This window comes from Paenibacillus sp. A3M_27_13 (assembly GCF_024213315.1).
Lineage (GTDB): Bacteria > Bacillota > Bacilli > Paenibacillales > Paenibacillaceae > Paenibacillus > Paenibacillus polymyxa_B.
Genome location: NZ_JANAVE010000003.1, coordinates 59,722 through 85,398 on the forward strand (window position 1 = coordinate 59,722; position 25,677 = coordinate 85,398).

24 protein-coding genes are annotated in these 25,677 nt (G+C 43.9%); 19 read left to right on the forward strand and 5 right to left on the reverse strand.

Annotated elements, in window-relative coordinates:
* The first annotated feature begins 14 nt into the window (after positions 1-14).
* Together yycI and NLX82_RS13225 are read left to right on the forward strand one after the other, a co-directional pair.
* Positions 15-779, forward strand: coding sequence for a two-component system regulatory protein YycI (gene yycI / locus NLX82_RS13220; RefSeq protein WP_023991121.1), 765 nt, complete (start codon positions 15-17; stop codon positions 777-779).
* A gap of 6 nt (positions 780-785) precedes the next feature.
* Complete coding sequence (locus NLX82_RS13225) at positions 786-1,592, forward strand: MBL fold metallo-hydrolase (protein WP_023991120.1); 807 nt, start codon at positions 786-788, stop codon at positions 1,590-1,592.
* On the opposite strand, the gene NLX82_RS13230 is transcribed toward NLX82_RS13225, so the two are convergent.
* Positions 1,561-1,767: a hypothetical protein gene (locus NLX82_RS13230; protein ID WP_028540967.1), complete on the reverse strand. Its 207-nt coding sequence runs from the start codon at positions 1,765-1,767 to the stop codon at positions 1,561-1,563. The genes NLX82_RS13225 and NLX82_RS13230 overlap by 32 nt on opposite strands.
* 503 nt (positions 1,768-2,270) lie before the next feature.
* Between NLX82_RS13230 and NLX82_RS13235 the strand changes: the two genes are divergently transcribed.
* A complete protein-coding gene (locus NLX82_RS13235) occupies positions 2,271-3,506 on the forward strand; it encodes a S1C family serine protease (protein ID WP_023991119.1) in 1,236 nt (411 codons plus the stop codon).
* 86 nt (positions 3,507-3,592) lie between these two features.
* Here NLX82_RS13235 and NLX82_RS13240 read toward each other — a convergent pair whose 3' ends face one another.
* The gene (locus NLX82_RS13240) at positions 3,593-5,314 is read right to left on the reverse strand and encodes a cellulase family glycosylhydrolase (protein WP_254348247.1); all 1,722 of its coding nucleotides are present in this window, start codon (positions 5,312-5,314) and stop codon (positions 3,593-3,595) included.
* Between the two features lie 233 nt (positions 5,315-5,547).
* On the opposite strand from NLX82_RS13240, the gene NLX82_RS13245 reads away from it, so the two are divergent.
* The 4 genes from NLX82_RS13245 (at position 5,548) to NLX82_RS13260 (ending at position 8,161) form a co-directional block, all read left to right on the forward strand.
* A complete protein-coding gene (locus NLX82_RS13245) occupies positions 5,548-6,312 on the forward strand; it encodes a class I SAM-dependent methyltransferase (RefSeq protein ID WP_076156794.1) in 765 nt (254 codons plus the stop codon).
* Positions 6,313-6,417: 105 nt separating this feature from the next.
* Positions 6,418-6,585 (forward strand): CxxH/CxxC protein, encoded by a 168-nt coding sequence (locus NLX82_RS13250; protein WP_007433184.1) that lies wholly within the window; start codon positions 6,418-6,420, stop codon positions 6,583-6,585.
* Between the two features lie 123 nt (positions 6,586-6,708).
* Complete coding sequence (locus tag NLX82_RS13255) at positions 6,709-7,644, forward strand: AraC family transcriptional regulator (RefSeq protein ID WP_254348249.1); 936 nt, start codon at positions 6,709-6,711, stop codon at positions 7,642-7,644.
* Positions 7,645-7,672: 28 nt separating this feature from the next.
* Positions 7,673-8,161 carry a DinB family protein gene (locus tag NLX82_RS13260; protein WP_254348255.1) on the forward strand — a complete coding sequence of 163 codons (489 nt, stop codon included), beginning with the start codon at positions 7,673-7,675 and terminating at the stop codon, positions 8,159-8,161.
* 81 nt (positions 8,162-8,242) lie between these two features.
* Here the strand turns inward: NLX82_RS13260 and NLX82_RS13265 are convergent, their stop codons facing one another.
* Positions 8,243-8,587, reverse strand: a complete 345-nt coding sequence (locus NLX82_RS13265) for a helix-turn-helix domain-containing protein (protein ID WP_254348257.1) — start codon at positions 8,585-8,587, stop codon at positions 8,243-8,245.
* 177 nt (positions 8,588-8,764) lie between these two features.
* Here NLX82_RS13265 and NLX82_RS13270 point away from each other — a divergent pair, with 177 nt between their 5' ends.
* The 4 genes from NLX82_RS13270 to NLX82_RS13285 all read left to right on the forward strand — a co-directional run bounded on the left by NLX82_RS13270 (position 8,765) and on the right by NLX82_RS13285 (position 13,409).
* On the forward strand, positions 8,765-9,616 hold the full coding sequence (locus NLX82_RS13270) for a DNA-binding protein (RefSeq protein ID WP_254348259.1): 852 nt from the start codon (positions 8,765-8,767) through the stop codon (positions 9,614-9,616).
* Positions 9,617-9,777: 161 nt separating this feature from the next.
* Positions 9,778-10,257 (forward strand): 23S rRNA (pseudouridine(1915)-N(3))-methyltransferase RlmH, encoded by a 480-nt coding sequence (gene rlmH, locus NLX82_RS13275; RefSeq protein ID WP_068939279.1) that lies wholly within the window; start codon positions 9,778-9,780, stop codon positions 10,255-10,257.
* A gap of 138 nt (positions 10,258-10,395) precedes the next feature.
* A complete protein-coding gene (locus tag NLX82_RS13280; protein WP_254348261.1) occupies positions 10,396-11,610 on the forward strand; it encodes a M48 family metalloprotease in 1,215 nt (404 codons plus the stop codon).
* A 950-nt stretch (positions 11,611-12,560) separates the two neighbouring features.
* On the forward strand, positions 12,561-13,409 hold the full coding sequence (locus NLX82_RS13285; RefSeq protein ID WP_254348262.1) for a hypothetical protein: 849 nt from the start codon (positions 12,561-12,563) through the stop codon (positions 13,407-13,409).
* 168 nt (positions 13,410-13,577) lie between these two features.
* Here the strand turns inward: NLX82_RS13285 and NLX82_RS13290 are convergent, their stop codons facing one another.
* A complete protein-coding gene (locus NLX82_RS13290) occupies positions 13,578-15,209 on the reverse strand; it encodes a DUF2075 domain-containing protein (RefSeq protein ID WP_254348264.1) in 1,632 nt (543 codons plus the stop codon).
* A gap of 246 nt (positions 15,210-15,455) precedes the next feature.
* Here NLX82_RS13290 and NLX82_RS13295 point away from each other — a divergent pair, with 246 nt between their 5' ends.
* The 6 genes from NLX82_RS13295 (at position 15,456) to NLX82_RS13320 (ending at position 21,986) form a co-directional block, all read left to right on the forward strand.
* On the forward strand, positions 15,456-17,420 hold the full coding sequence (locus NLX82_RS13295) for an elongation factor G (protein WP_254348265.1): 1,965 nt from the start codon (positions 15,456-15,458) through the stop codon (positions 17,418-17,420).
* 102 nt (positions 17,421-17,522) lie between these two features.
* Complete coding sequence (locus NLX82_RS13300; protein ID WP_254348272.1) at positions 17,523-18,083, forward strand: DUF4303 domain-containing protein; 561 nt, start codon at positions 17,523-17,525, stop codon at positions 18,081-18,083.
* A 141-nt stretch (positions 18,084-18,224) separates the two neighbouring features.
* On the forward strand, positions 18,225-18,752 hold the full coding sequence (locus NLX82_RS13305; protein WP_053326487.1) for a hypothetical protein: 528 nt from the start codon (positions 18,225-18,227) through the stop codon (positions 18,750-18,752).
* Positions 18,753-19,091: 339 nt separating this feature from the next.
* The gene (locus NLX82_RS13310; RefSeq protein WP_254348274.1) at positions 19,092-20,426 is read left to right on the forward strand and encodes an SMI1/KNR4 family protein; all 1,335 of its coding nucleotides are present in this window, start codon (positions 19,092-19,094) and stop codon (positions 20,424-20,426) included.
* 164 nt (positions 20,427-20,590) lie between these two features.
* Positions 20,591-21,193, forward strand: a complete 603-nt coding sequence (locus tag NLX82_RS13315; RefSeq protein ID WP_076156763.1) for a class I SAM-dependent methyltransferase — start codon at positions 20,591-20,593, stop codon at positions 21,191-21,193.
* A 256-nt stretch (positions 21,194-21,449) separates the two neighbouring features.
* Positions 21,450-21,986: a YceI family protein gene (locus tag NLX82_RS13320; protein WP_160788367.1), complete on the forward strand. Its 537-nt coding sequence runs from the start codon at positions 21,450-21,452 to the stop codon at positions 21,984-21,986.
* Positions 21,987-22,063: 77 nt separating this feature from the next.
* On the opposite strand, the gene NLX82_RS13325 is transcribed toward NLX82_RS13320, so the two are convergent.
* Complete coding sequence (locus tag NLX82_RS13325; RefSeq protein ID WP_254348276.1) at positions 22,064-22,741, reverse strand: TetR/AcrR family transcriptional regulator; 678 nt, start codon at positions 22,739-22,741, stop codon at positions 22,064-22,066.
* A gap of 368 nt (positions 22,742-23,109) precedes the next feature.
* Here NLX82_RS13325 and NLX82_RS13330 point away from each other — a divergent pair, with 368 nt between their 5' ends.
* Together NLX82_RS13330 and NLX82_RS13335 are read left to right on the forward strand one after the other, a co-directional pair.
* Complete coding sequence (locus NLX82_RS13330; RefSeq protein WP_254348278.1) at positions 23,110-24,816, forward strand: CocE/NonD family hydrolase; 1,707 nt, start codon at positions 23,110-23,112, stop codon at positions 24,814-24,816.
* A 179-nt stretch (positions 24,817-24,995) separates the two neighbouring features.
* Positions 24,996-25,457: a phage tail protein gene (locus NLX82_RS13335; RefSeq protein WP_076295166.1), complete on the forward strand. Its 462-nt coding sequence runs from the start codon at positions 24,996-24,998 to the stop codon at positions 25,455-25,457.
* The last annotated feature ends 220 nt before the right edge of the window (positions 25,458-25,677 follow it).

Here is a 25,677-nt window from a genome sequence, read left to right on the forward strand (position 1 = left end):
AAGGGGGAACGGGAATGGATTGGAGCCGCGCCAAAAACGTACTGATCTGTACATTTTTGCTGCTCAATGTGGTATTGAGTTATCAACTGTGGCATGATGCGCAGGAAACGGTAGGGCCGAATTTGGATTTTACTTCATTGGATGAAAATACGCAGCGTTTAATGGAAGAGAAAAGCATTCAGGTGCTGGCTCCGATTCCCGGTGATACCCCGCAGCTGCCTAAACTTTCTTACACATACGTTCATAGTGGAGAAAAGGATGATCGTGTGCAGCTGGTGAAGCCGGTGGACAGCAAACTGGTATTCACCCATGACGCGCTAGTTGAGGCATTGGAGCCACAAATCAAGGATATCGATAACTTTCAGTATGATCCGCTGGATGTTCAGGAGGAGTTGGCATCCGGACAAGCAGATGCTTTTGTGCTCCATCCGTTGGTACAGGGCAAGTGGCCGCTATTTAATGTGAAGCTGGCTCTGTTTTACAGCAATCAGAAAATTACAGGGTATCGCAAAATTAAGGTCGATCTCCAGCCTTCGGATGAGGCAAAGAAAATGCTGCCTGCGTCCAAAGCACTGGCAAGGCTGATTGACGGTTATTTGCCGCGCGACTCGATTGTGAAGGATATCCGGCTCGGTTATTACGGACAGACCTTTAACTCCGATAGCCAGGTGGCTGCCCCCGTGTGGCGGTTTATGATGGATAACGGGAAAGGTGTGTACTATGTGCAGATGAACGGAGATGTCATTAGTCCAAAGACAGAACATACAGAAGGGTCTTGAACAGATATGGGGATTTCATTTACCGTGCTGTCGAGCGGTTCGACCGGCAACGCTACCGTTGTGCGGAACGAAGACACGACATTGCTCATCGACGCAGGTCTCAGCGCGAAGCGTATTGACGAATTGCTGAAAGAACGCGATCTGAGCGGAGAAGAGTTGGATGGTATTTTGGTCACGCATGAGCATTCCGATCATGTTAAAGGACTAGGCGCCATGGCGCGTAAATATAATTTACCTATATATGCTAACGAGAAGACATGGTTTGCCATCAGCAATGCTGTTGGGCAAATTGCAGACGATAACCGCAGAATATTGGAGACAGGCGCAACGCGGGAATTTGAGTCATTACGCGTGGAGTCTTTTGGCATATCCCATGATGCGGCTGAGCCTGTAGGATATAGCTTTTATGATGGGGCAGAGAAGCTCAGTGTAGCGACCGATCTTGGCTATGTCAGCGACAAAGTGAAACAGGCGATATCAGACGCGGATGTATTGGTACTGGAGTCTAATCATGATGTGGAAATGCTGCGTATGGGTCGTTATCCGTGGAACATCAAGCGCCGTATTCTCAGTGATATCGGTCATTTATCCAATGAGATGGCGGGCGCGATTCTTAGCGAGCTGTTGACAGGCCGTACGAAGCGAACGTATTTGGCACATTTGAGCCGCGACCACAATATGATGGAACTTGCGAAGTTGACTGTACGTGGGGCGATGGAAGACCGCGGCTGTTTTTACAAGGACAGTGAATTTCGATTGTGCGATACGTACTATGATCGTCCTACACCTTGGGATAAGGTAAGTGAGCCATAAAGCTGTCCAGCTCGGCGGCTTTGCGTTCTACCTCTTCACGGGTCACTACGCCTTTGTCCACCAGTAGTTCAATCAATGTACTTAGCGCCAGTGTATTGCGGTAATGCTCGTCTTTCAAATCCGCAAGCTTGGCAGCCATGTGAACTTCATCCATAGCCGAACGATGTGAATTCATCATATATTCCTCCTGTAAAAATATTTTAGAAATGGCGTGCAATGAGCTTGGTTCTGCCTGTGGTTTTGCCGGGTGCTGTGATACAATAAAGCTAACAACGGAAAGCTTTCTGAAGGAAGGCTCTCATCGAAAGTATAGGCAGCTTTAAGCGGACGGGAACAGGCCAGAACGTCTCTATGAGACGATCATTTTGTAATAGAATAGAAGACTTGTTACTATTGTAGTCCATTGGTTTGGAAATCATTCCTCTTTTTTCCTCTATTCGGGGTCAGATTCGGCGTGTATGCTAATTTATGAGATTCGGTTGCTTAGGAAGGCACCATTTGTGGTGATTAATAAGTAGGCCGGAACGATTGGTTGCTGGATTCCGATGATAAGGGATATTCAATCCATTTGAGATGTTCAACGGAGCAGGTTCTCTGTAGCATAGGTTGGCGCAAGCCCGAATAGCCCTAATTTTTTAGTGAGTGTCGGTGCATGACAACGAAGGGGAGAGGATTAGCATGGGCTTGTTTGAGGACGATTTTTATTCAACAAAGGTATCCACACGTGCGGCTAAAAAAATGGCATTTAAGGCGCGCCGTGGAGGACGTGGACGTTGGCCACACAGGAAGCGTGGAGTAAGTCCGGTGCAAGCTGCTGTCATTAGCGGTGCAGTCAGTGCAGTGGTTGCTGTGCTTCTGTTCAGCTTTATTACAGGCCTGCCCTCCACTACGGCGGTAACGGGAGCCAGTCACTATCCCTTGCGGCAAGCAGCGGGTGATCCGTATGATCGGATTGTGCAGGCGGCAGCCAAGGTGCGCCCAGCCGTCGTCAGCATCGTGAATCTGAAAGAGGAAGATGGTAAAAGCACGGAACAATCCGCGCTTGGATCGGGTGTCATTTTCCGAGTGAGTTCAGGCAAAGCCTTCATTATGACAAATAACCATGTGGTCGAAGGATCAGATGATCTGGATATTGTAACGGTAGACGGTGTCAGAAAAGAGGCAAAGCTGATCGGAAAGGATCGCATTAGTGATATCGCTGTACTCGCAGTTGACGATAAAGGCATTAGCACGGTAGCGGATATCGGCGACTCCAGTAAACTTCGTCTGGGTGAGACGGTCATTGCTATTGGCAATCCGCTTGGCCTGGGAGACACGCTTACCTCCGGTATTGTGAGTTATACGAATCGCATCATTCCGATTTCCATTAACCAGGATGGCGTATATGACTGGGAGCAGCATGTGATCCAGACCGATGCGGCGATTAATGAGGGAAACAGCGGCGGAGCGCTGGTCGATCTGGACGGACGTGTGATTGGCATCAATACGATGAAAATCGCTGATACTGGTGTTGAGGGACTTGGTTTCGCCATTCCCGCCAATGAGGTAATGAAGACGGTGAATGAACTGGTTGAGGACGGCAAGATCACCCGCCCTTATCTGGGGGTATACACGGTGGACCTCAACAATGAATATGCACCGCTGGATGAAACTCAGCGCAAGGAGCTCAAGTTGCCGGACAGCGTGAAAAATGGGGCAGTCGTTCTGGAGGCCCATGGTCCTGCCAAGGAGGGTGGCTTGAAGCTGAACGATGTCATTACAGCGTTTGATAGCGAACCGATTAACTCTACCCTTGATTTACGTCGCTACTTGTACGATAACAAGAAGATTGGCGATGAGCTGAAAGTTACTTTTTACCGGGCAGGCAAGGAAGAAACGGTGATGTTAAAATTAACAGATAAGCCGGAAGGCTAAGGTAACTTATAGGCTTAACTATAAAAAAAGGCGTTCACCGGCTCATTTCCGGGAACGCCTTTTTCGATCTTCTGCTGAGCCTTAGATTAGGATGTCGTTCCCGTTACACGGGTTCCACTCTTGGTGATCTTGTATGTCACCACATCGCCGCTCCAAAAATGGAACTTCAGCGTGACTTCACCATCTTTTACACTATTAAAAAATTCAGGTAGCAGCTTGATGACATTGGCATCATAGGCAGGGGCAAAAGTATTGCCAAACTCTTTATAAGGCGTCCAATCCTGTGGACCGGCATTGCCACCATTGGTATAAACGGCTTCCATCGTGGCGAGCTGGCTACCGTGGAATTCTGTTGGAATGGTAAAGGCTTGTGTAGTCCCTTCGACAGCGCTTAATTTTGGGGTATCATACACGACTACTTTGAAGTTCCAGTCTGCCCCCTTGTTAAATTTAGCGGTAATGACGGCATTCTCCCCATATTTACCGGAAGTGGTCAGGCTAGTGAGCAAGCTGGCCTTTAAGGTTAATGTGTCTCCGCTCAGCGCATAATCGGTGCCCTGTGTCAGTTGCTTGCCGCCCACACTGAGTGTTTTCAGCTGATTGCCGTTCAGGTTTAAAATGACCTTGGCATCCTGAGCAGGAGTGCCCTTCTTCAAGTGAATGAGGTCACTGGCTGCATTGGAGGAACGCCCTTTTAGACTGGCTTTAATAACATTAAAGAGCTCAGGATCAGACCATTTGTACGTTGTGCGGTTAAAATGCTGGCCGTTATCCCAGAGCATACCTGTTATTTTCTTCTCTTTCATGTAATAGGTTAAATACTCGAAGAATTTCAGCTTTTCGCCTTGTTCAATAACGCCTGTATTTTTATCGAAGCCGAGTAGACCGAATTCACCTACAATAACCGGAATACCTTTGGCTACAAAGGTGTTATAGACGTTATCAAAGGTTTGGATGATATCGTTTTTAGTATCTTTATCAAAAGTAGTATGGCCCGCAATATTTACACTGAAAGGCCAATAACCATAATAGTGGACGGTGGCAATCAGATTGGGATCATTCAGCTTGGTTATCGTGTTATACAGCTCGTTGATTTTGGCCTGAGCAGGTGAGGTGTCCAAGCCAGGCAGAACAAGGGGACGAGTGGCATTTTTACCGCCAGAGGCGCGGACAATTTTGTGGAAGGATACATTCAGTTCTTGGAGCATCTGATTCATTTTCGCTTCATCCGTAGTCCCTCCTTCGGAGAAACGGGGTTCGTTAATACTTTCGAACATCAGCTTGTTAGGCTGGTCTTTAAAGCGTGGGGCAATTTGTGTCCATAATGCGTTATAGCGAGCCAGCACCTCATCATGTTTGGGCTCCATATTGCTTACCCACGTCCATGAATCATGATGGACATTAATCATGACGTACAGATTGGCATCCAGTGCCCAGCGAACAACCTCTTCCACACGGTTCATGTAGGCAGACTCAACGGTATAGTTTGGTGCTGCTCCAATGTGCTTATCCCAGGTGACCGGGATGCGTATGCTTTTGTACCCTTGGGCAGCAATTTGCTGGATCAACGCCTGGGTAATGCGCGGATTGCCCCAGGCTGTTTCATCCGCCCCCACAGCATCCAGAGAATTTCCTAAATTCCATCCAGGCTGCATGGCTTCCACATACGATTGCATGCTGCTCGCAGCCGCAGCTTGTGGTGCTTGTCCGTCAGATTCGGCAGCAGCGGCAACGGATGCGAACGTAGATAACAACAGGGTAATGGCAAGCGTCAACGACAGCAATGAAACGGGTCTTCGTTTTAACATAACAGGCCCCTTTACAAAGTTATTTTTGAAAGCGCTTTCTAATAAAACACTACCACACTATTTGAATATGGAATACCTGTATAATTCATGTAAAAATCATGTGTTAATTAGATATTTTAATTTTGTAAGCGTTATTATTGAAAAAATACAGAAATGAGTGTAAAATCTATGGCCCTACGTGGATTGTAGTATAGCATCGGATTTGTAAATACAAAAGAAAGAAGGAGATGAATATGAATAAGTGGGACACGGAAGAGGCCATTCGACGCTGGAATATGCATGCAGAAAACTTTACTGCCAAGTACACGGAGGAAGGAGATCGATCTCGCGAAGTACTGCTGAATCCGGCATTGCAAGCCTGTCTGGGACCTCTCGGGGGCAAAAAAGTGCTGGATGCCGGCTGTGGCGAAGGCTATCTAAGCCGTAAAATGGCCAGAGCGGGTGCGTTGGTAGAGGCTGTCGATTACTCGACAGAGATGCTGAAGCTTGCAAGAGAGCGAACACCACCATCAATGGGAATTACATATCACCATGGCAATCTGGAGAGGCTTGAGATGTTCGGGGACCAGAGGTTTGATCTGATCGTGTCCAATATGGTCATACAGGACTTGGCCCATTATGAGCAGGCGATTGCCGAAATGCAGCGATTATTAGTTCCAGGAGGCCGCTTTATTTTTTCTATTCTGCATCCGTGCTTTCAGACACCGCAGAGTGGTTGGGTGAAGGATGAGACAGGGAAAAAGCTGTATTGGAAAGTGGATCAATATTTCAACGAAGGCCCTCTGGAGCAAGCGATTCCTTATGATCAGGAGGAAAAGCTTTTGTATTTTCACCGTACGCTGGGCAGCTATGTACAGACCATTGTTGAGGCGGGACTGTTGTTGGATGGAATGATCGAACCCAAGCCGTCTGCCGAAATGTTGGAGAAATATCCTCATTTTCACGAGGACTTGAATGTCACTAATTTTCTTATTTTTACAACCAGACGTTTGGGGTAAAAAGCAAGCCCTTTCCTTTCCCCGTCAAGTGTGGTAGAACAAAAGAAGGCAGTTTTGACACACCTACAACAGGAAGAGCTTCAAACGGAAAGGGATGCAACTGGAATGTACGTGGTATGTAAAGAGCATGTGGAACTGGCAATTGATATGTTCGTCGATGAATACGAGGATGCACCGGATGTCGTCGATCTTAAGGAAACGAAATTTTCGGATTGGGACCCTCCAGTGAAGTGCAAGGAATGTGAGAACAAAGCAGAGTTTTTGGTCGTCTAAAAAACAAGCACGGGCGTTTCGGGCAGAAACGTCCTTTTTGTATACCAGGATTTATTGCAAAAATACCCCATACATAGAGCTATATTTATTCCCACCACGTACTGAGACAGGAGTGAACGATAGATGGACCCTTTGCTGCATTCACTATTTCGTCCGCTTCAAGTCAATGGAAGTGATCTGTCCACGTATTATATCGAACAAAAGCCGTCTGCTGTGCTGAAAGCTTACGTGGCCTGTTATTGGGAGTCTGGTCCGGCTAATAGGGTGGTAGAAGAGAATCTAGCAGCTTCGTGCGAAGACACCGCTTTGTTAAGCTTGCCGCATGAAGAAACCATGGAGCGGGTTTTACCTGACGGCTGTACGGATATTCTATTTGAATACGACCCGGTGAGTAAGCGTCAGGAACTCTCGTACTGTGGGACATTTACACAACCGTTTGTGTCTGCCAGACAAGCAGGGTCCGAGACACGCATTTTTGCGGTGCGATTTTTTCCCGGTGGGGCACATTATTTTCACGGTATGCCGACTCATTTGTTTACAGGTGGTAATTATCGCTTGGAAGATCTCTGGCCCGAAAGCATCGCCGTCATAGGTGAGCGCATTATGGAAGCGCAGAATTTCAATGAACGGGTGCGCATCATGGATGAGTATCTTAACCAGCTTCTGCTGCGCCAACGCACGAACGATTGTGACCTGATGAAAAACTTGCTGCATCGCATCTTTGTGAGCGCTGGGAGTGTGGGGGTTAAGGAGCTTGCGGAGTGTGAGGCGATCAGTGAAAGACAGCTTAACCGCAAGTTCGGACAATGGATCGGAATCAGCCCCAAAAAGTTCAGTGAAGTCGTCCGCTTCCAGAGCGTTCTACACAGTATTCAAAGCGGCGGGGATCTGGATTGGACGGAGTTGGCATTGAAGCATAGCTTTTTCGACCAGGCGCATTTAATCCGCGATTTCCGCAGGTTTTATGGAGATTCTCCGCTTACTGCGGCTAAGGATTTACGGAAGTTGTCCGATTTTTACAATACACGCCCAGAGGCTTCGGCTATACTCAAAATATGAATAAGAATGGCAAAGGAGAGATGTGAATATGAGTGGAACGCTGCAAGTTCGCGATCATTTGCTGAATGAGCTGGAGACCGGAGTACGAACGGGGGAAGCCTTGATTCGTAAAATACGTCCAGAGGATTGGAGCTTTCGCCCACAGGGTAATTTCCGTTCGCTGCTGGAGTTAGTGCATCACTTTGTGCTTATTCCTGCTTCGGATCTTGCGATCATGCAGGAGAAGTCTGAGGGTGAAGTGGGAAGCATTGAAACCAGCCTGTCCGGGGTGGAAGATCCCGAGCGCTTGGCTGCGACTTTCAGGCAGAATTTTGAGGCTTATAAAGCTTACATTCTTTCGCTTAGCGAAGACGATTATCTGAACCGTTCGACGAAGGCCTTTTATATGGAGCATGGACATTTGCAGGTTCAATGGCAGATTGAGACCTTGACCCACGTATTCCATCATCGTTCGCAGATTTATAATTATTTGAAGCAACTGGGACATGAAGTGAGCTTTTTTATGCTGTACGCTTGAGTATTTTTATAAAAGGTTTGGAGGGCACCTGTGCGGTGCTCTTTTTTGGTTTTATTTATGGCTTTTATAGGGTGGCATGACTTACTTGAACGCCCGTGAAACTTCTTTACTAACGCGTCTGAGAATGCCGATTTGCTCCTCATTCAATCTGCTGGTCAACGCAACAAACTCATCTATCGCCTCTTGCCGAATAGTTTCGTCTTCAGTCATATGTTCTTTGGAAAACATTAATTCACTGATAGACACGTTTAAGGCAGTTAACACTTTCTCCAAGGTATCAATCGAAAAGTTTCTTTCGCCTCTTTCTAATGCACCAATATATCGATAGTCCAAGCTTGCGATGTCAGCCAGTTTTTGCTGTGTTAGTCCCTTTGCATTTCGAATAGCACGGATTCTTATACCCATTTGCTTGCGTAATTCTGTCATATAACCACCTCATAACAAGCTTATGGAAGATGAAGTATAAAAGTCAGGTCAAAATATATAGTAAAAATGGTTTATATTACGCATTTTAAGTAGTATAATTAATTTGTTTAGTCACTCCTCACGAGTGGTTAGCGACTCTAAATCGATAATGAGGATATACTAGAGGAGGTAATATTTTTGCAAGAGGACATTCTAAAATCACTCAAACCGGACATCATTGTTGAAATGTTAGAGATGGCTGTGGCTTTTGAAAACTGGAAAAAGGTGATGGAGACGGCGGATATTTTGTACCAATGTGTACAGCGTATCTATGAAGAACGGCAGTATCATAAAGCAATGAAATTATCCATCCCGCATGTCCATTTAGAACGTCCGTTGGTATATTATTTCGGGCTCAGTCACCTGATGTGTGGAATGGCTCACCAGAACCAGGGTACATATGAGCAGGCAAGGGAGTGCATCTATAAGTATGCTGAGCTGGGGTGGATGGAGGACCTGAAGGAAGAAGACAATCAGGTTGTCGAGGAATTCAGGTTTTTAGCCAAAACTAATTTATATGCAGTGGATATTTTGTCTGGAAATATAGAGCATGTCGAGGAATACGTAGCCTTTTTGCAGGATAATCTAGAGGAAATATTACCGGGGTTGAATACCATATTACAGGCAGCGCTTATGTACCATTTGGATGTGGCAGATATTTTACATACGTTTGCAGAGCAGATTGATGAATTCGGGAGTTATGAAGACGCGGAGAACGTATCTTACTATTATAGCTACTGCTATCACTTGGCTTTGTACTATCGGAAGTACGATAGATTACAGGATGCAGTGGGGCTTACTTTGCAGGCGATGCAACTAGCTGATCAGTCGGGTAACGATCGTAATTTCAAGAGATGTACGGCATTGTTCGAATCATTACGGGAGTCAGCGACAGCGGAACAAATCAGCCAATATCGACAGATGCTAATGCAGTGTGTTGATGAATATGAAATGGATAGGCATTTCATTGTAGAGGGCGTAAATGAATGATCCGCTATAATCTGAACAGGGAATAGGCTCGTAGTGGAGAGGAAATAGATAGGTAAGAGACGTTGCAGGTGCTAAAATAACTATGTTAAAGGTATTTTTTCATGTTAGGGATCGTAAATGCGATTTTACATTATCATTCGACATAGATAGGGGTATGGAATTTGTTTATTCAGCTTATAGGTGTGGGCAAGTTAAAAGAGAAGTATTTGGTCATGGGAATTCAGGAATACGTTAAACGGCTGGGCCCGTACATTAAGTTTCAAATGATCGAAGTAGCCGATGAAAAGGCTCCCGATACACTGAGCGAGGCGGAGGTTCGACAGGTCAAGGAGCGAGAGGGAGAGCGCATCCTTGCTCATGTGAAAAGCGAAGCACACATCATTGTACTCGCCATCGACGGCAAACTGTGGAGCTCGGAAGAACTCGCAGAGGAATTGGACAAGCTCGGCACCTACGGCACAAGCCATGTTGTCTTCGTCATTGGCGGAAGCCACGGTCTCTCTGACGAAGTCCTCCGTCGCGCCCAGCAGAAGCTGAGCTTCGGAAGAATGACCCTGCCTCACCAGCTGATGCGATTGGTGCTGGTAGAGCAGATTTATCGGGCGGTGAAGATTAATCGGGGGGAACCGTATCATAAGTAGCGGCAAGTTTTTAATATTCATATATAATTTAAGTATTATAAAGTTCATTACTATGAGTATTTTTAAATATTAATCGAATACCTTGTTTGCAAAATCATCACCGGTACGATAATGCTGATTAAACATAGGAGGGAAGATATGAAAAGACGTCATAGGGCAAATGAAGAAAATCTAAGAATGCTTGAACGTGCCATTGCTAACAAGGATCCTGGGGTGAAGTTTTTCCAATTGCAAAGTCGCTCTGTCTGTGATCTTTATAATGATGACGACCCCAGGGCAGAAGAGAAGAACTGGTTCTTATCATTTTGTAATAAAAATGAGGTGGAACGTATCTTTAACCCAACTAATGGGGCTGATTACTTATTGAAGCTAAGGGCGGAAGCATTGTTTGACAGTACCCGTTTAGAGAGAGTTATCCTTGCTAGAAAAAGATTATTAGGGGATAAATGGAGTTTTTCGAACCATTTTAGAACAAAGGAATTTAATAAATATATTCATTTGTTACCAAAAAAGGATCATGAAGTAGTAAAAAATGTCCCGATGGGTTTTATATTCACTTTTGAATCTAATGGTTACTGTATGAAAACAGATTTCGGGAATATTATTGTGGTGTCAGAAGCGCTTAGACATTTCTTTTATTATATGAATTTAGGATTTTTAAACTTTGGTGAAATTCCTTCAGATGTTAAGTCAAGTTCCAGAATGATTGCTATAAGGACAATGTTAGAGACTGAAGCTATGGATTTTGAACTTGATCCACGTGGTAAAGTTCCCAAGAATATACACAATCAATGTACAAACATTGCGAACAAACAAATTGAATTTATATTTGGGCATGAAATTGCGCATCATTTACTTAACCACCTGGATGAAAGTAACACGACCCTACGTCCACTAACAAGAAGATCATTGGAACAATACGGAGAGCAGAAAAATCACGTGTATTATAATTACATGCAGAAACAAGAGTTTGAGGCTGATCTCACTGCATTAGATAGACCGATATTTAAGAGTAAAATGGAATATCAATATTTAGTTCTTGCGGCTATTCTTTTTTTTCTATATTTAGATATCTTTGAAGCTGTTTCGAACTATATTTATCCTCCAATAAATTCTCAAAAAACGCACCCAAAACCCCTCGAGCGCTTTTGGAACGTTTATAACTCAACTAAGAAAGACTTTCACTTATTTAGTGAAGAACAAATTATGGAGTTTTTAAATATGACAACAGAATATAAAGAGTATTTAATTAGGGAGCATATTCCATACAACATTGATCTCTATGAAATGTATGGTTCAATCTATTTGGGTCAATGGCGAGGTGAAAAGTTAATTGATCGAGTTGATTATTAGTTCAATAATCAATTAGCTTGAGTCTTGATTATTTGAAGAGTATTACGGTATAGTCCAGAATATTGTGAGAGGAGAGCGAGTAGGCGGGGCTTTATTTAATGGAAACTCCTGTTGTCTTTAAGCACATACAAGTATTTCAACTAGCTACAGAATGGATTTCTAATATTATGAATTTAAGATTCTGATTAGATGAAAAATGATAACGACCCTTAGGATTTCAAGAACAAGGCCATCTTACGGGATGGTCTTAAAACTTGCCGTTATAGATAGTGCGGTGAACCGTATCATAAGTAGGGCGAAATATTTAGTCTTATTCCGGTCAATGAAGAGAAAGCCTCTTCAGCCCTGGCGCTGGTGTGGTGAGCAGTCAGCATTCCGAGCAATCGACGTAGGGGGTTAGGATGTTGTTGACTTCGGTGAGAGACAATACGGCACGGCGTTTTGGGGAAGAAATGTCCGTTGTTTAATGTAAGGTGGGAGAGAATTATTCAAAGAACCTCGTTAGCACTCCATAATATAGAGTGCTAACGAGATATAGGGAGATTTCATATGCAATAGATAAGATATTTGGGCAAATTCGGACAAAAAAAGACTAAAATCGCTGAATAACGACATTAGCTTTTTTGACTTTGTATATAGTAAGAATATACAATAATAATGGGACAGAAGTCTTCCGATGTCCGTTCGGTAGCTCTCTCAATGTGGGGACATTGAGAGAGGACATACTTAATATAACTATCCGTTTCCATTCACGATGAGTTTATACTAACAGATTTCAGTCATATTAGGCAAGAATAAAATAGTATCATTATAAAATGTTCATTTTATGTTCGCCTTTCGTTCGGAAATAAGAAACGGTTTTTATAAGATCGGCAAAAAGTTAAGGGGGTACATAGAGAGGATTTCTTCCTGTCCCAAGATATAAAATTTAGGAAGGAAGATTGTGATATATGTCTATCTATGAAGCGATTTATAAATCCGATGAGAACGAAGAGATGGTTACGGTTTTTAATATTGAACAACACGAAAATTTCACTGATGTTAAAAATAATTTGTACTGCACTTATCAAGGGTGCACCGCCAGGCTGTCCTATGTACCTAAAGGAAAAGTGAGGGCTTACTTCAAAACTTGGCCCAAAGAAGACCACACTCAAGATTGCGTGGACTATTTTGAGAGGGTGGCTACAGCAAACAAACAAAGATCTGTTGCTACATCTACTATGGAATTAAGCGAGAAACATGTTAAAAATGTACTTGATAATTTGAGGAAAAAGAGAAAAGAAGCAGCAGGAACGGGTAAACCTAAATCGGGCAACAAGAAAAAGCCAAGACCTACAGTAGACCCAGGCTCCGGTGAGAATACTACTCTGAACATTGTTCCCACCACAGGTCCAAATGCTGATTTAGCAAGTGGAGAGGATAATGTGAGAGAACCCTCTGTCAGAAATAGGTCCCTAATCAACTTGACTGTTGATGATTTGAATTGGACTAGAAGCATAGAAGGTTATATTCAAAATGTTGAAGTGGGCGACAAAAGAGCAGTGCTTCAGCTACAAGATGGTAGTAACTCCTTTCTAATATATTTCGAGGAATATTTCTTTGATAACGCCGCAGTTAACTTTGGTCGTTACTTTCAAGATCTACAAAATTTGGCCAATGAACATCAAGGGTATTTGTTCTCTGGTGTTGGTCTAATTGAGCAACGAAACAATCAATTTTGTATGTTAGTTAATCGTGGAAATGATTTTCGTATTGATGACCAATATATTGCTGTATTTCTCGCTAATCTTTCAGCATAATTAAAATGACCATGATAGAGCCGTCCAGTGCTGGACGGCTCTAAAACTTGCCGTACAACCTAGCGCGAAGCGTACGACAAATAGGATAAAGTTTTAGTCTAAACCTATAGGAGCATTTCACGTTAGTCTAATATTTCGGGAAGTGGTCTTGCTTGGTGCATCGGGTCCTTAACTTTTAACCAAAGACAATAGCTTCTTTCTTAGTTTAGGGTCTGCAGTGTAAATATAGAGTCCATGGATACCGCGCTTCATCAACACATTAATTGAATTTAAAATGATATCTTGTTTAGCTTGTTGTATTTCCTGCGCAGAGAGATCACTTCGTGAGTTAAAGGCGCCGACATCCTTATATTTAGTTGTATCAATAAGGATTTGGTCCGTATGTTCATCATACCCGACTGAAGGACCTAGTATGACACCTACATAATTTAAATCAAAGCCTTGGATGGTATAGATAGAACCTACTTCATGAATCGTATCCTCTTTCTCCGCCCAGGTCGTGCCGCTAACTGGAATATTCCAAGGCATTTTCAATCCGTCTGTCTCAACGTAGTATACCTGTCCGTCCTTTTTGTGTTCATAATCAAAGGTCGCAACTATTCGGGACAAGCCAAACTTTTTGTTTTTGTCCTCAATCGCTTTCTTCATTTCAAGAGCATTGCTGAAAATCTGCAAGTCATATGTATTTTGACTTACTTGTGGCATGTTAATCAGCTTCTTTGATACAAAGCTGTCAATCCAGTTAACAAACTCAGGCTTGGCATTCATTCGGAATTGATCTTCTAAACGAAAGGTTTTAGAATGATATTTTTCAGTAATTTCTTTTAACATTTTTTTGTTCCAGTAGCTTTTGATTCTTAGAACCTGTTTCGGGTCAAAAATGACGATCGTTATTTTGCTTTTCTTGATAATTTCCTCGAGATGATTATTCCCTTTGAAGTTGTTATATCGATCTTCCTTAGTTAGAAGCAAATGGGCTTCGTCTACTAAGACAATATTTGCTGACGTTATTTTTTGATCATTAATGAATGTAGTGGGCTTCATAACTTTGTTCTTTTTTATATTAGGAAGGCTTTTAGCCAGACTATGATAAGTCTTTAGCATCTCGCTATGGTTCACTAATAAGTAATTATTTGTACCGTAGAGAACAGAGTCACTGTCATTGGCATAGTCCTGAATAGTATTAAATAGAGAACTTATTAGCACACTTTTTCCGGTTCCTGCTTCCCCTTCAATAGTTAATACTTGCGACTCCGTTTTTTGAATATTTTTCTTGCAGAAATTAAGGATTTGATTCTTAATCTCAAACTGCTGATCGGATAGTTCTTTAAAGGGCGAGAGCTTATAGGTATCCCTATTCTTTAATTTTTCAATAGGTTCTTTTACAATTTCTTCATCTCTGAGTTTTTCCCATATTTCTGTGAAAACACCTTCATTGTAGTAATGCTTTCGATAGTAATTGTGTACCTCACTTTTTACCGTCTGGCTGACATTCTGAAGCCTGTATCGATTTTCTGCGATCAAATAGTTAATTAAATTAGTCTCAATATTATAGGTCGCAGACTGGTGGAATCGTTTATGTCCAATAAGTATGGTTTGCTTAAGGCCCTTGCGCTGGGGATTACCCAAATGCTTTTTTAAGCGCCGTTTAAATTGAACCGTTTCGCCAACATAAGCCTGGAGCGAGTGTTGATTATAAAGAATGTAGATAATGGGATGGTTGGTTAGCAAATCTTCCTCTATTTGTTGTGCGTCATGTGAAGAAAAGCCTATTTTTTTAAAAATAAGTTTATTAGTCATGTTAGCCACCTGTAGAATCTAGGAAATTAGTAAAGACTACTTCAGTATACTACAATTAAATGCTCTGTAAGATGTGCAGCTCTTAAATAGTTAAGGGGTATGCGTGGCAGCGAAAATGATCCTAAGTTTATCTACGCAATTTATGAAAAAAGACCCCCTCTCAAAACCAACTCCTACCCACTCTCCCGATTTCTATGCTTTAATAAAATGAGCAGTATCAACAAGAAGCGTTGAAAGTGGGATTCTATGAAGCGACTAACGATTGGCCTGTTCGCCCATGTGGATGCAGGTAAGACAACTTTTGCGGAACAGCTGCTGTACCATACGCACAGTATCCGGTCGCGGGGGCGGGTGGATCATCAGGATGCGTTTCTGGACAGCCACGACATCGAGCGGGCAAGGGGTATTACGGTGTTCGCAGATCAGGCGGTAATAGAATATAAAGGAGACAGCTATTTCTTAATAGACACGCCCGGACACGTCGATTTCTCCCCGGAGATGGAGCGGGCGATTCAGGTCATTGATTATGCCATCCTGATTGTAAGCGCAGTTGAAGGTGTCCAGGGCCATACGGAGACGGTCTGGCAGCTGCTGCGCAAGCATCGGATTCCGACGTTCTTCTTTATCAACAAGACGGATCGGATCGGCGCGGATGTAGGCAGAACCGAGGCGGATATCCGTCAGCAGTTGACGGGGGAAGTATGCTGCATTACACAGAGCTTCGCTGACGGCATAGTCGGCGAGCCGCTGCGGGAGGCCATGGCGGAGCGGGACGAAGCTTTGCTGGAAGCATTCCTAGAGGGGAGAGAGGATTGCGGCTTCTGGCTGGAGGCTTTGCAGAGGATGATAGCGGCAGGTCTTCTCTTCCCCTGTGCTTACGGCTCTGCGCTTCAGGATGCAGGCGTCATTGAATTTCTGGATCAGCTGCATCTGCTGACGACAACCACTTATGACGAGAATGCTTCGTTCCAGGGGCGGGTTTATAAAATTCGGCACGATGCAGGCGGAGCGAGACTCACGTTCATTAAGGCGCTGGGTGGTCGGCTAAAGGTGAGAGAACAGCTTAGTTACGAGAGCGGCGGGGTTCAATATGACGAAAAAGTTACGCGGCTCTTCTTGTTTAACGGCCTTAAATCGCAGCCGGTGGAACAAGTGGAAGCTGGCGATTTGTTTGCGGCTGCCGGCTTGTCCGCCGCCGAAGCTGGACAAGGCCTGGGGTCGATATCGGACAAGTTAGCTTACGAGTCGGAGCCGACGTTACAATCGAAGGTATTATTCGACAATTCGATACATGTACAGAAGGTGCTCGGTGCTTTTCGCACGCTGGAGGCAGAGGAGCCTTCTCTGAACGTCGTTTGGGATGAGAAATTGCAGGAGATTTCTATCCGCGTCATGGGATTGATTCAACTGGAAGTGCTGGAGCAGCTTGTTAGAGAGCGGTTTGGCTTTGCTATCTCTTTTGGACAACCGGAAATCTTGTATAAGGAAACGATTCAATCGGCTGTGAAAGGGTACGGCCACTTCGAACCGCTCAGGCATTATGCGGAAGTGCATTTGCTGATTGAACCGGGAGCAAGAGGCAACGGCATCATGTTCGATAGCAGATGTCATGCCGATGATCTGAATGTCAGTTATCAGAATCTGATTCGGAATCATCTCTATGAACGGGAGCATCACGGACTGCTGACCGGCATGCCAGTCACCGACGTGAACATTACGCTGCTGAGGGGCCGCGCGCACAAAGAACATACCCATGGCGGCGATTTTCGTGAGGCTACCTTTCGAGCACTACGGCAGGGTCTGGAGAAGGCGGACAACGTGCTGCTGGAGCCCTTTTACGATTTTAAAATTAAGGTCGCTATCGATGAAATGGGCAGGGTGCTGTCCGATATTCAGCGTGCTTCAGGTATTTTTAATCCGCCGCAAACAACCGGAACGCAAGCGGTGGTCACGGGTAGGGTGCCCGTGTCGACTTTCATGAACTACAGTGCCGAATTTGCATCCTTTACGCATGGACGAGGCAGTATCCGCTGCGTGTTCAGCGGCTACGACCGCTGCCATAACACGGAGGAAGTCATAGAACGGATGGGCTACCGCAAAGGGGCAGACCCACTGTATACATCCTCCTCCATCTTTTGCGCCAAGGGGGCGGGTTACTCGGTGCCATGGGATGAGGCGGAAGCCAAGATGCACCTTGAATTAGAACCTTAATCGCCCATATTTCCAGGATTCAGGTGAAAAGTAGGTAGATCTAGTACGAACAATTTTTATAATGGAAATAAGATATATTTATAGGGCTAAGGAGCGAATGTCATGAAACCGACGCAAGGAATAGAGGCGCTGGCGGCGGAAATTGTCGATGTGGCTAGGACATCCTTTCGCACTCTTTTTGAAAATGGCGAACGTTACTATTACTGCACGCTATTCACTTCTGGAGAGGGACATGCGCCAAGCATCTCCGCCTGGTCATGGGAGGCCTTGGAGAGGGAAGCGGCCAGGCAAGGAGAAGAAAGTGACACGCCGGGGTCAACGATTGCGGAACTCATCAAATGGTCCTATGCCGATTCACCCTACTGTTGTTTCAGGGATGAGAACTTCGAAGATGTTAAACAATTGTTTATGGAGCGTCCTTCCATTGCGGAGCTTGAAGCTGACGAATGGAAGCGTGAATTTGATTCGAGGCTGAAGGCCATGGAGCTGGCGATGAAAATGCTCGATGATGAAGGCGTGTTTGCCTTGAATCAACCGAGAGAGTCTGTATGCGTCCTTGTCGAGGTCATGCCGCCGGATGAGATCAATACCGAAATCGCCCTACGTTTGAATCGGGTGGAGTCTCCGGCTATGCAAGCATGGCTGGCAGAAGCGGCGGAGTAAGGGCATTCGCGTTTCTTGAGGGAGAGTTGTAAAATGCCTAATCATCAAGCGGTTTTTGGCGTGCGTATGTCCCATTCGCACAAGCACGCAGCCCGCCCCTGGCGTAAACTGAATTATAATCAGTGAGCGAGGTGAACTTCCATGGCACAATCGAAAGAGATGCGTGCACGGGCTAAGAAGTTTCAGGGCCGTCCGGTCTGTGTCACCCTGCACAGCGGAGAGACTTACGTCGGCTACATCACCGACGCTAATTATGGCGGGTTAGTACTTGCCAGCGCCGGAGTCCCCCCACGCGCTTCTTCCGGGAAGCAAGACTCCCGATCTCTCAAACGCAGAGCTGGTGCGCATGCCCCGGGCGTCCGTCTCGGCAACCGGAAAGGCGGCGCGCGTAAGCCGTCTGGCCGTTCGCGCTCCCGCAAGCCGGACGCCAAGGTGTCGGCATTCCTGCCGATGATGGGCTCGCTGTTAGGCGGCCTTGGCGGCTCCACTGCAGGCGCAGGAGGGCTTGGCAGTATGCTCGGCGGCGGCTTGCGGCTGTTCGGCATGATCCAGAAATTTGTCCCGGTCGTGAAGATGGGCTACGGTATGATCAAGTCCATTCGTCCGTTTCTCGGCGCCGTTAAAGGCTTGATGCCCCCGGCCAGTCCGGCCACGCCAGATAACGAATAATCGTGTCCCTGTGAACTTTAAGCCCCCATTGAGTGGTCAAAGGGGGCTAGCCCACACCATCACTTTCTAACAAGAATAAAAATGATCACGTTCTTTGTCATTAAATTTGCCAAGTTTCCGTATCCTAACAAATTCGTGTTGGCCCCCATATGGATTCCTTTCATATGCATTTTTTGTATGGTAATCTAAGGTGGTCCAGGGGACCTTAATAGAAGCTACAATGAAAGATTAATTAAAGATACATATCATTTTAAAGAGGTACGACCCATAGAAAAAACAATAAAATTGCTGGATAAGCAAACAAGGAAACCTGGATATGGTCAACAGGAGGGTTCAAATATGTGGTTTAGGAAGAAAGAAACGCAATTGGATCGAATAAATAACAAATTGAGTCAAGCTATGCGCAAAGATGCGGACTTCTCGGTGTTTGGAGCATCCTCACATCAATATAGGGTTAAAGAGAAGCTTACAGCAAAAGAGCTGGCGGACTGGCAAACCCTCAATCAGGTCACACTTCCTGAGCCTTACGCGCTGTTTTTAACGAAAATCGGCAACGGAGGCGCCGGACCCTACTATGGAATTTATTCAATTGGAAAGGCAACTTCCTACACCGAGCGCCAGGCACTCCTTGCCAAATCCGTTCTGCATCCCGGGATGACCAAAGAGGAATGGAACCATCTGATTGAGCCCCTGACCAGGGACGAGCACATTCCCGATGAGGAATACGACGATACCTGTAATCAGGTGTTGGGCGGCATGTTGTGCATAGGTACCCAAGGCTGCGAATACGACATGTATCTCGTACTTGAAGGGAAATATAGGGGGAGGATTGTGTACACCTCCGATTTTCATCCCGATCATCCTTTTTTCTTTGTCTATGAAGGCAGCTTTCTGGATTGGTACGAGCGCTGGCTGGATGAAATTATTCTGGATTATGATATCGGGTGGTTTGGCAGTCGAATGCCGGGTGATGAGAATGCACTGATCCAGATTTATCAGAGCGCTCCAAACGAAAAAATCCAAGTCAAAGCGCTTGATGGAATGTTCAAGTTTAAGAAAGTCTCTCAGCCAACCCTTGCTTTTTTGAAAAATATTGCGGAGCAAAGCCCAAAAAATCGGACCACAGCCATTTGGCTCATCTGCAAAACTTCTTTTGACACGGGTAGGAAATATCTTCTGGAGCTGTTGCAATCGGATGGGCATGAGGATTTTCTGCAAGCTTTACAGATTCTGCATGCTTCCAGTAAAACTGTGAATTTAACAGAGTTTATTCCAGTGATCTTGCAAAGGCTTGACAGGATTCACGACCCGGAAACGTTGCGTTATGCAGGGTATATCTTGGAGGATTACGGTGCGATTACTCTCCAGAACTTTGCGCCTTTCTTGTGTCACGCTGACCCGAAAATGCAAACCACTGCCATCTATGCCGCGCGCAGTTGCGAAAACAAGCTGGGAAGCTGGCAGATTATTGAACAGATGTTGATGGGGGGCGGCCCGCAGGTTCTGAATAACTTAATTTTATACTGGGGCATTATCCCACATGAGAAGTTGCTGCCTTACTATAAGGCGGTATGGCCGGAATACAAAAGCAATCCGAATTTCAGAGAAAAATTTATCGGTTGTTTGCGAGAACTGCATTTGCCAGATGATTATTTCGACAAAGACGAATCGTGAAGAAGGTGTACATGAACCACCCCAAGGTTGTCTCCTCCATTCATACAGAGGTTTTGTTTTTCCATAAGCATGAATAAGAATGTGGACTAAATGCTAATGCTTGATAGAATATCATTCTATATGGTTGTATTCAGGATTTTATTAAGGCAGATTGGAGAGGTAAAATGGGAAATACGGATAAGTTTGAAATGATAGCTAATGTATATGACACTTCTGAAAGAATTCAGATTGCAAAGGCATCATCTGATGCCATTCGTGAGTATGTAGTTGACGCTAACAGTAAGAATGCTATTGATTTTGGGTGTGGAACGGGCCTTGTCGGAATGAACTTGTTAAACGATTTTAATTCTATGCTTTTTCTGGATACTTCACAAAACATGATTAATCAAATAAAACAAAAAATTACTGATCTTCATATTCATAATGCAGATACAATATGCTTTGATTTTGAAAAGGAAGGTCTATCGGATCTTCATGCTGACTATATTTTTATGGCTCAGGTTCTGCTCCATATTCATGATGTTGAATTCGTTTTATCCAGATTATTGGATGTTCTAAATGAAGGAGGACATTTACTAATTGTAGACTTTAATAAAAATGAAAAAGTAGTTTCAGATTTAGTTCATAACGGATTTAATCAAGAAGAGCTGGCTGACATTATGACTAAAATAGGGTATAGAGATATTCAATCCAAAACTTTTTATAATGGAAGTAAAATATTCATGGGACAAGATGCATCTATGTTTATTCTTGATTCTCGAAAATAAACTTTTAGGCAGAAATCAGCTCTCGTTATAGTCGGGATTCTAAAATACAACGAAATAAAAGGCCGCCCCTTATGAGACAGCCCCATGCTTCTTGTACAGTCCGAAATCGGATTTATGAGGAGGCCGAAAAAATGCTAAAACGCTACTGACATCCCGTTGTCAGTAGCGTTTTTGTATATTAGGAGCATGCGAATAGCGCAGTGTTTTGGAGATAGGGTGACCTTTCTCAAATCTTACCATAGAGGTGGAATTTATTATGAGCAATATCAATTGGGAAGTGGATCGGGACCACAGCTCCGTCGAGTTTTCGGTGACGCATTTAATGATTAATAGAATCAAAGGAGTATTCGAGCATTTCCAAGCGATCTTGAGTTTTGACCCCAATGATTTAACAACCATGGGTATTCAGGCTTCCATAGACGCAAATAGTATCACAACTCGCCAATCGCAACGAGATGAACACCTGAAGAGCGACGACTTCCTTCATGCAGCCAAGTATCCAACCATTACGTTTCAAAGCACCAGCTGCGTCCTTGCTGGCGAAAGGCAATATGAGCTTACGGGCAATCTAACTTTGCATGGAGTAACAAAACCCATCACTTTTCATACCGTTTTTGAAGGACTAAATAAAGACCCTCGTGGCCGGGAACGTGTAGGATTTCATTCAACAGCCAGTATCGAACGCAATGAATTTGGCTTGACATTCAACTCGCATCTGGAAAAAGGCGGGATTGTTGTCGGGAATGAAGTGAGAATCGAACTTTATATCGAGGCAATTAAAATAGTAGATTAGCGGTCCTAAAGGCCATCCTTTTATCGGGATGGTCCTTATTCAAAAACTTGCCGCTACAAAAAGATGCCTTGGCGGCCTCATGTTGAGCCTTCCAAGCCTCCATCCGATTGATCTGGCTTGTAGCATAGCTTGGGGGGGATAGTTTTATCAACCTGCGTTATCCGACAATACATGGCCATTCCTTCTTTGGTTAGATGAGGCAGTATAAGGCTCCATAGGATGGACAAGATGTTTTTGGGATTTGGAAGAAACTTTTGGAGAAGAATTATTTCCTGTGTGCCATACATATTTATCGATAGTAAAGAAATAGCCAAATCTTCATATTGCCCGGCATATAATTCTTCTTTCATAATTCCTTTATTAACAAACCCCTTAAATATGTTGGTAAAAAGCGTATAGAAATCATTAACAACCTTAATTTGCATTTTAGCTATCTCCGGATATAACTTAGGCAATTCTGTAAAACTGGAGAAATAAAAGAAATACTTTTTACGGAATGCATTAAGAATTAAAAACTGCTGATTCAGCCCTTCGATAGAAACCTCCGCAGAGAAATTTAAGTTTTGGTATTCTTCATACTGCATTGTCATAACACCAATCATAAGATCATGTTTTTTTTTGAAATAGTATGTCAAATTACCAGGACTTATATTTAACGCATCGGAAATATCCCTCAATGTTACATATGCATATCCTTTTTTATTAAATAATTCAATTGAAGTCTCAAGGATCTTATCCCTTAAATTAATATCCATTTCTATCTCCTTTAGAGCGTTTGTGCTATGCACTTGAAATCAAAAGCATTATATCATAAATTGTTCCTTCAAGCCGAAATAAGTAGCTTGATTAAGAATACGGAAGAATTCGAGAGATAATTTGCGAAAATCCTCAGCCAAGAGTGCCATTCCCAATAAAGACCAGAGTTGAGTTGCTGTATTTGCAGGAATATACTGGTTTTAGTACACGTGTACTAAAACTTTTCTGAATAATTATTGAAGGGAGTGAACCCCTTGCAAGAAATCAGAAAGAGACCTAAAGTTCACAATGCGATTGAACAGGATACAGAAGCACGCTGCTTATTGATTGACTGGTTTGAAGAAAAACTATCAAATGGAGGCAAGCTATGAATCCATTACCTATCGACATTAACGAAAGAAGTAATCACTTTTATGAACTTACTTGGAAAGAAGTACAGATTCCTATGAGAGACGGGAATTATCTCGCCGCAAATCTTTATCAGCCTAATGTGGATGGGAGTTTTCCAGTAATCATGACGATGTGTCCGTATGGAAAGGATCTTCATTTCTCTCAATTTGCTCCTGCTAATCCAACAATCGCAATAGAATATACACACTCGCAGGATAAAGGGCCCTTAATTAGTTGGGAAACACCAAATCCTGAATTTTGGGTGCCGCAAGGCTATACTGTCTTGCGAGTAGATGAACGTGGTATCGGTAATTCTCCAGGAAAGCTGGATATATTATCAAATTCTTTGAAGAAGGATTATTATGATGCAATCGAATGGGCTGGAACGCAACCATGGAGCAATGGAAAGATAGGACTGCTGGGCATCTCCTATTTGGCTATGAGTCAATGGGCCGTGGCATCCGAACAACCTCCTCATTTAGCTTGTATCATACCTTGGGAAGGTACAGTAGATTATTATGCAGAATTCTGTTATCCGGGCGGAATCCAGGCGAACGGTTTTCTTTCATTCTGGTGGAAGAACGGAGTTTTGGCGCATCAATACAATCCCGATGGAAAATTCTCGGAAGAACAATTGCAAGCCAATCGCACTGATTTCCCGGAGATGGTAAAAAACAATCCATTACGTGATCAATCGTGGACGAATCGATTTTCTGATTTGAGAAAAGTAGAAGTGCCTTTATTATCCGCAAGCAACTGGTTTAGCGCCGGAATGCATACCCGTGGAAATTTCCTGGGTTTTCAGAATGCGGTATCAGAGCACAAGTGGCTTGAAGTACATATCGGGAGCCATGTTGGTGCATTTTACACCGCTCAGGGTCGGGAACTGCAGAAAAAATTTCTGGATTATTGGCTTAAAGGAATCGATACTGGCATAATGAGAGAACCGAAAGTAAAGCTTGCCATCCCTCGCGGAGGCAATAACTACACATGGCGCTACGAGAACGAGTATCCGCTTAAGCGCACCCAATGGACCCGCTTTTACCTTGATGCAAGCTCGAATTTGCTTTCGCAAGAGCCTCCGCAAGCCAAGGCCCAGCTTTGCTATGAAGGCGATAAGGAGTGCGAGTCAAAGCACTGGGCGAAGCCTTTTATGGTGAAAGAATTCTCGAGAGAGGAAAACAATTCAAAGCGTGTTCTGTTTGAAACCGATCCGTTTGATAACGAAACAGAAATTCTCGGGCCTATCAAACTCCGTTTGTGGGCATCGTCAACTACAGATGATATGGACATTTTCGTATCTTTGCGAAATATTGACTCACTAGGCAATGAGGTCGTTAACTCAGGAGCACTAACAGAGAAATTCCCAATTAGCCAGGGCTGGCTGCGCGCTTCCTTACGTAAAACTGATGATGAATTATCTACGGAGTATAAGCCTTATTACACCTTCGATGAGTTTCAAAAGCTGGTTCCAGGAGAAGTCTATTGCTTGGATATTGAGATATGGGATAGCGCAATTGTTGTAGCTAAAGGAAACCGATTGCTCCTGGAAATTGGAAGTCAGAATCAAAGTGGCTGCGCACTGCTGACTCAGACGGGGGATGACAGGGTTTGGGATGCAGACATTACTCTATATACAGGGGATGAATTTGATTCTTATTTGTTGCTGCCGATCATACCCTAACTGAGTTCAAGTTGACATGCTTTCCAACGCCCATGTTCCCTCAGACAGAAGGAAGTTGGAGAGAATATTCCTTTGGATCGGTGACGATTTATGTGTACCAGTAAGTTGTGAACTCCAGAACCGTACCATAAGTAGCGGCAAGTTTTTTTGGGCATAATGAGATAAAAGGAGATGTGGAAATGTCCTATATCGTTGATTTTAATAATGTGTCTACGGTTGGTTTAGAGTCTTCACCTGTAGTAGAAGCGCTTGCTGGTTTGCGTGCTAATGAAGCCCGTTACTTTATGAACAAATACAAGCATGAATTTACGGTGGTGTCAGCTAGTGAAAGTCAGGAGACCCTAGATTATGTGAACCGAATTCTGAAAGAGCGTGATATTGAATTTGCGGCCAAACCTTTAGAAACGTCACGTTTTCAAGTGGAAAATATTAAATTTGCTTATGTCTTTTATGAGGATGGTCTTGAGGTCAACGTTATGTATACGGTTGATGACCCTAAGAAGCGGGCCGTTGGTTTTAAGCTTTCTGAGGGGATGGAAGTACCAAAGGAGCTAGAAGGGAAGTTTAAGTTTGCTAGGCAGAAGTCTAAACTAGCTGGAACAATCCGAGGTTCATTTTTTGTAATTAAAAGAGAATATTAAAGTAAGCAAAAGTGCAATTTGGAGGGATCGATCCACTTGTTCTATTTGCAAAAAAAGATGCGAGATCAAAGAATGGGCCATCCCGCAAAAGGAGGCACTTTATATTTCCAATCAGTGGAAATGGCCCTGCGTACTGATGGGGCGTTCCTGTCGATTGTCTATCAAGATTAGCATTTGCCTTATCCCATATATTGTTTTCGATGATTAGCTAATGGTTACC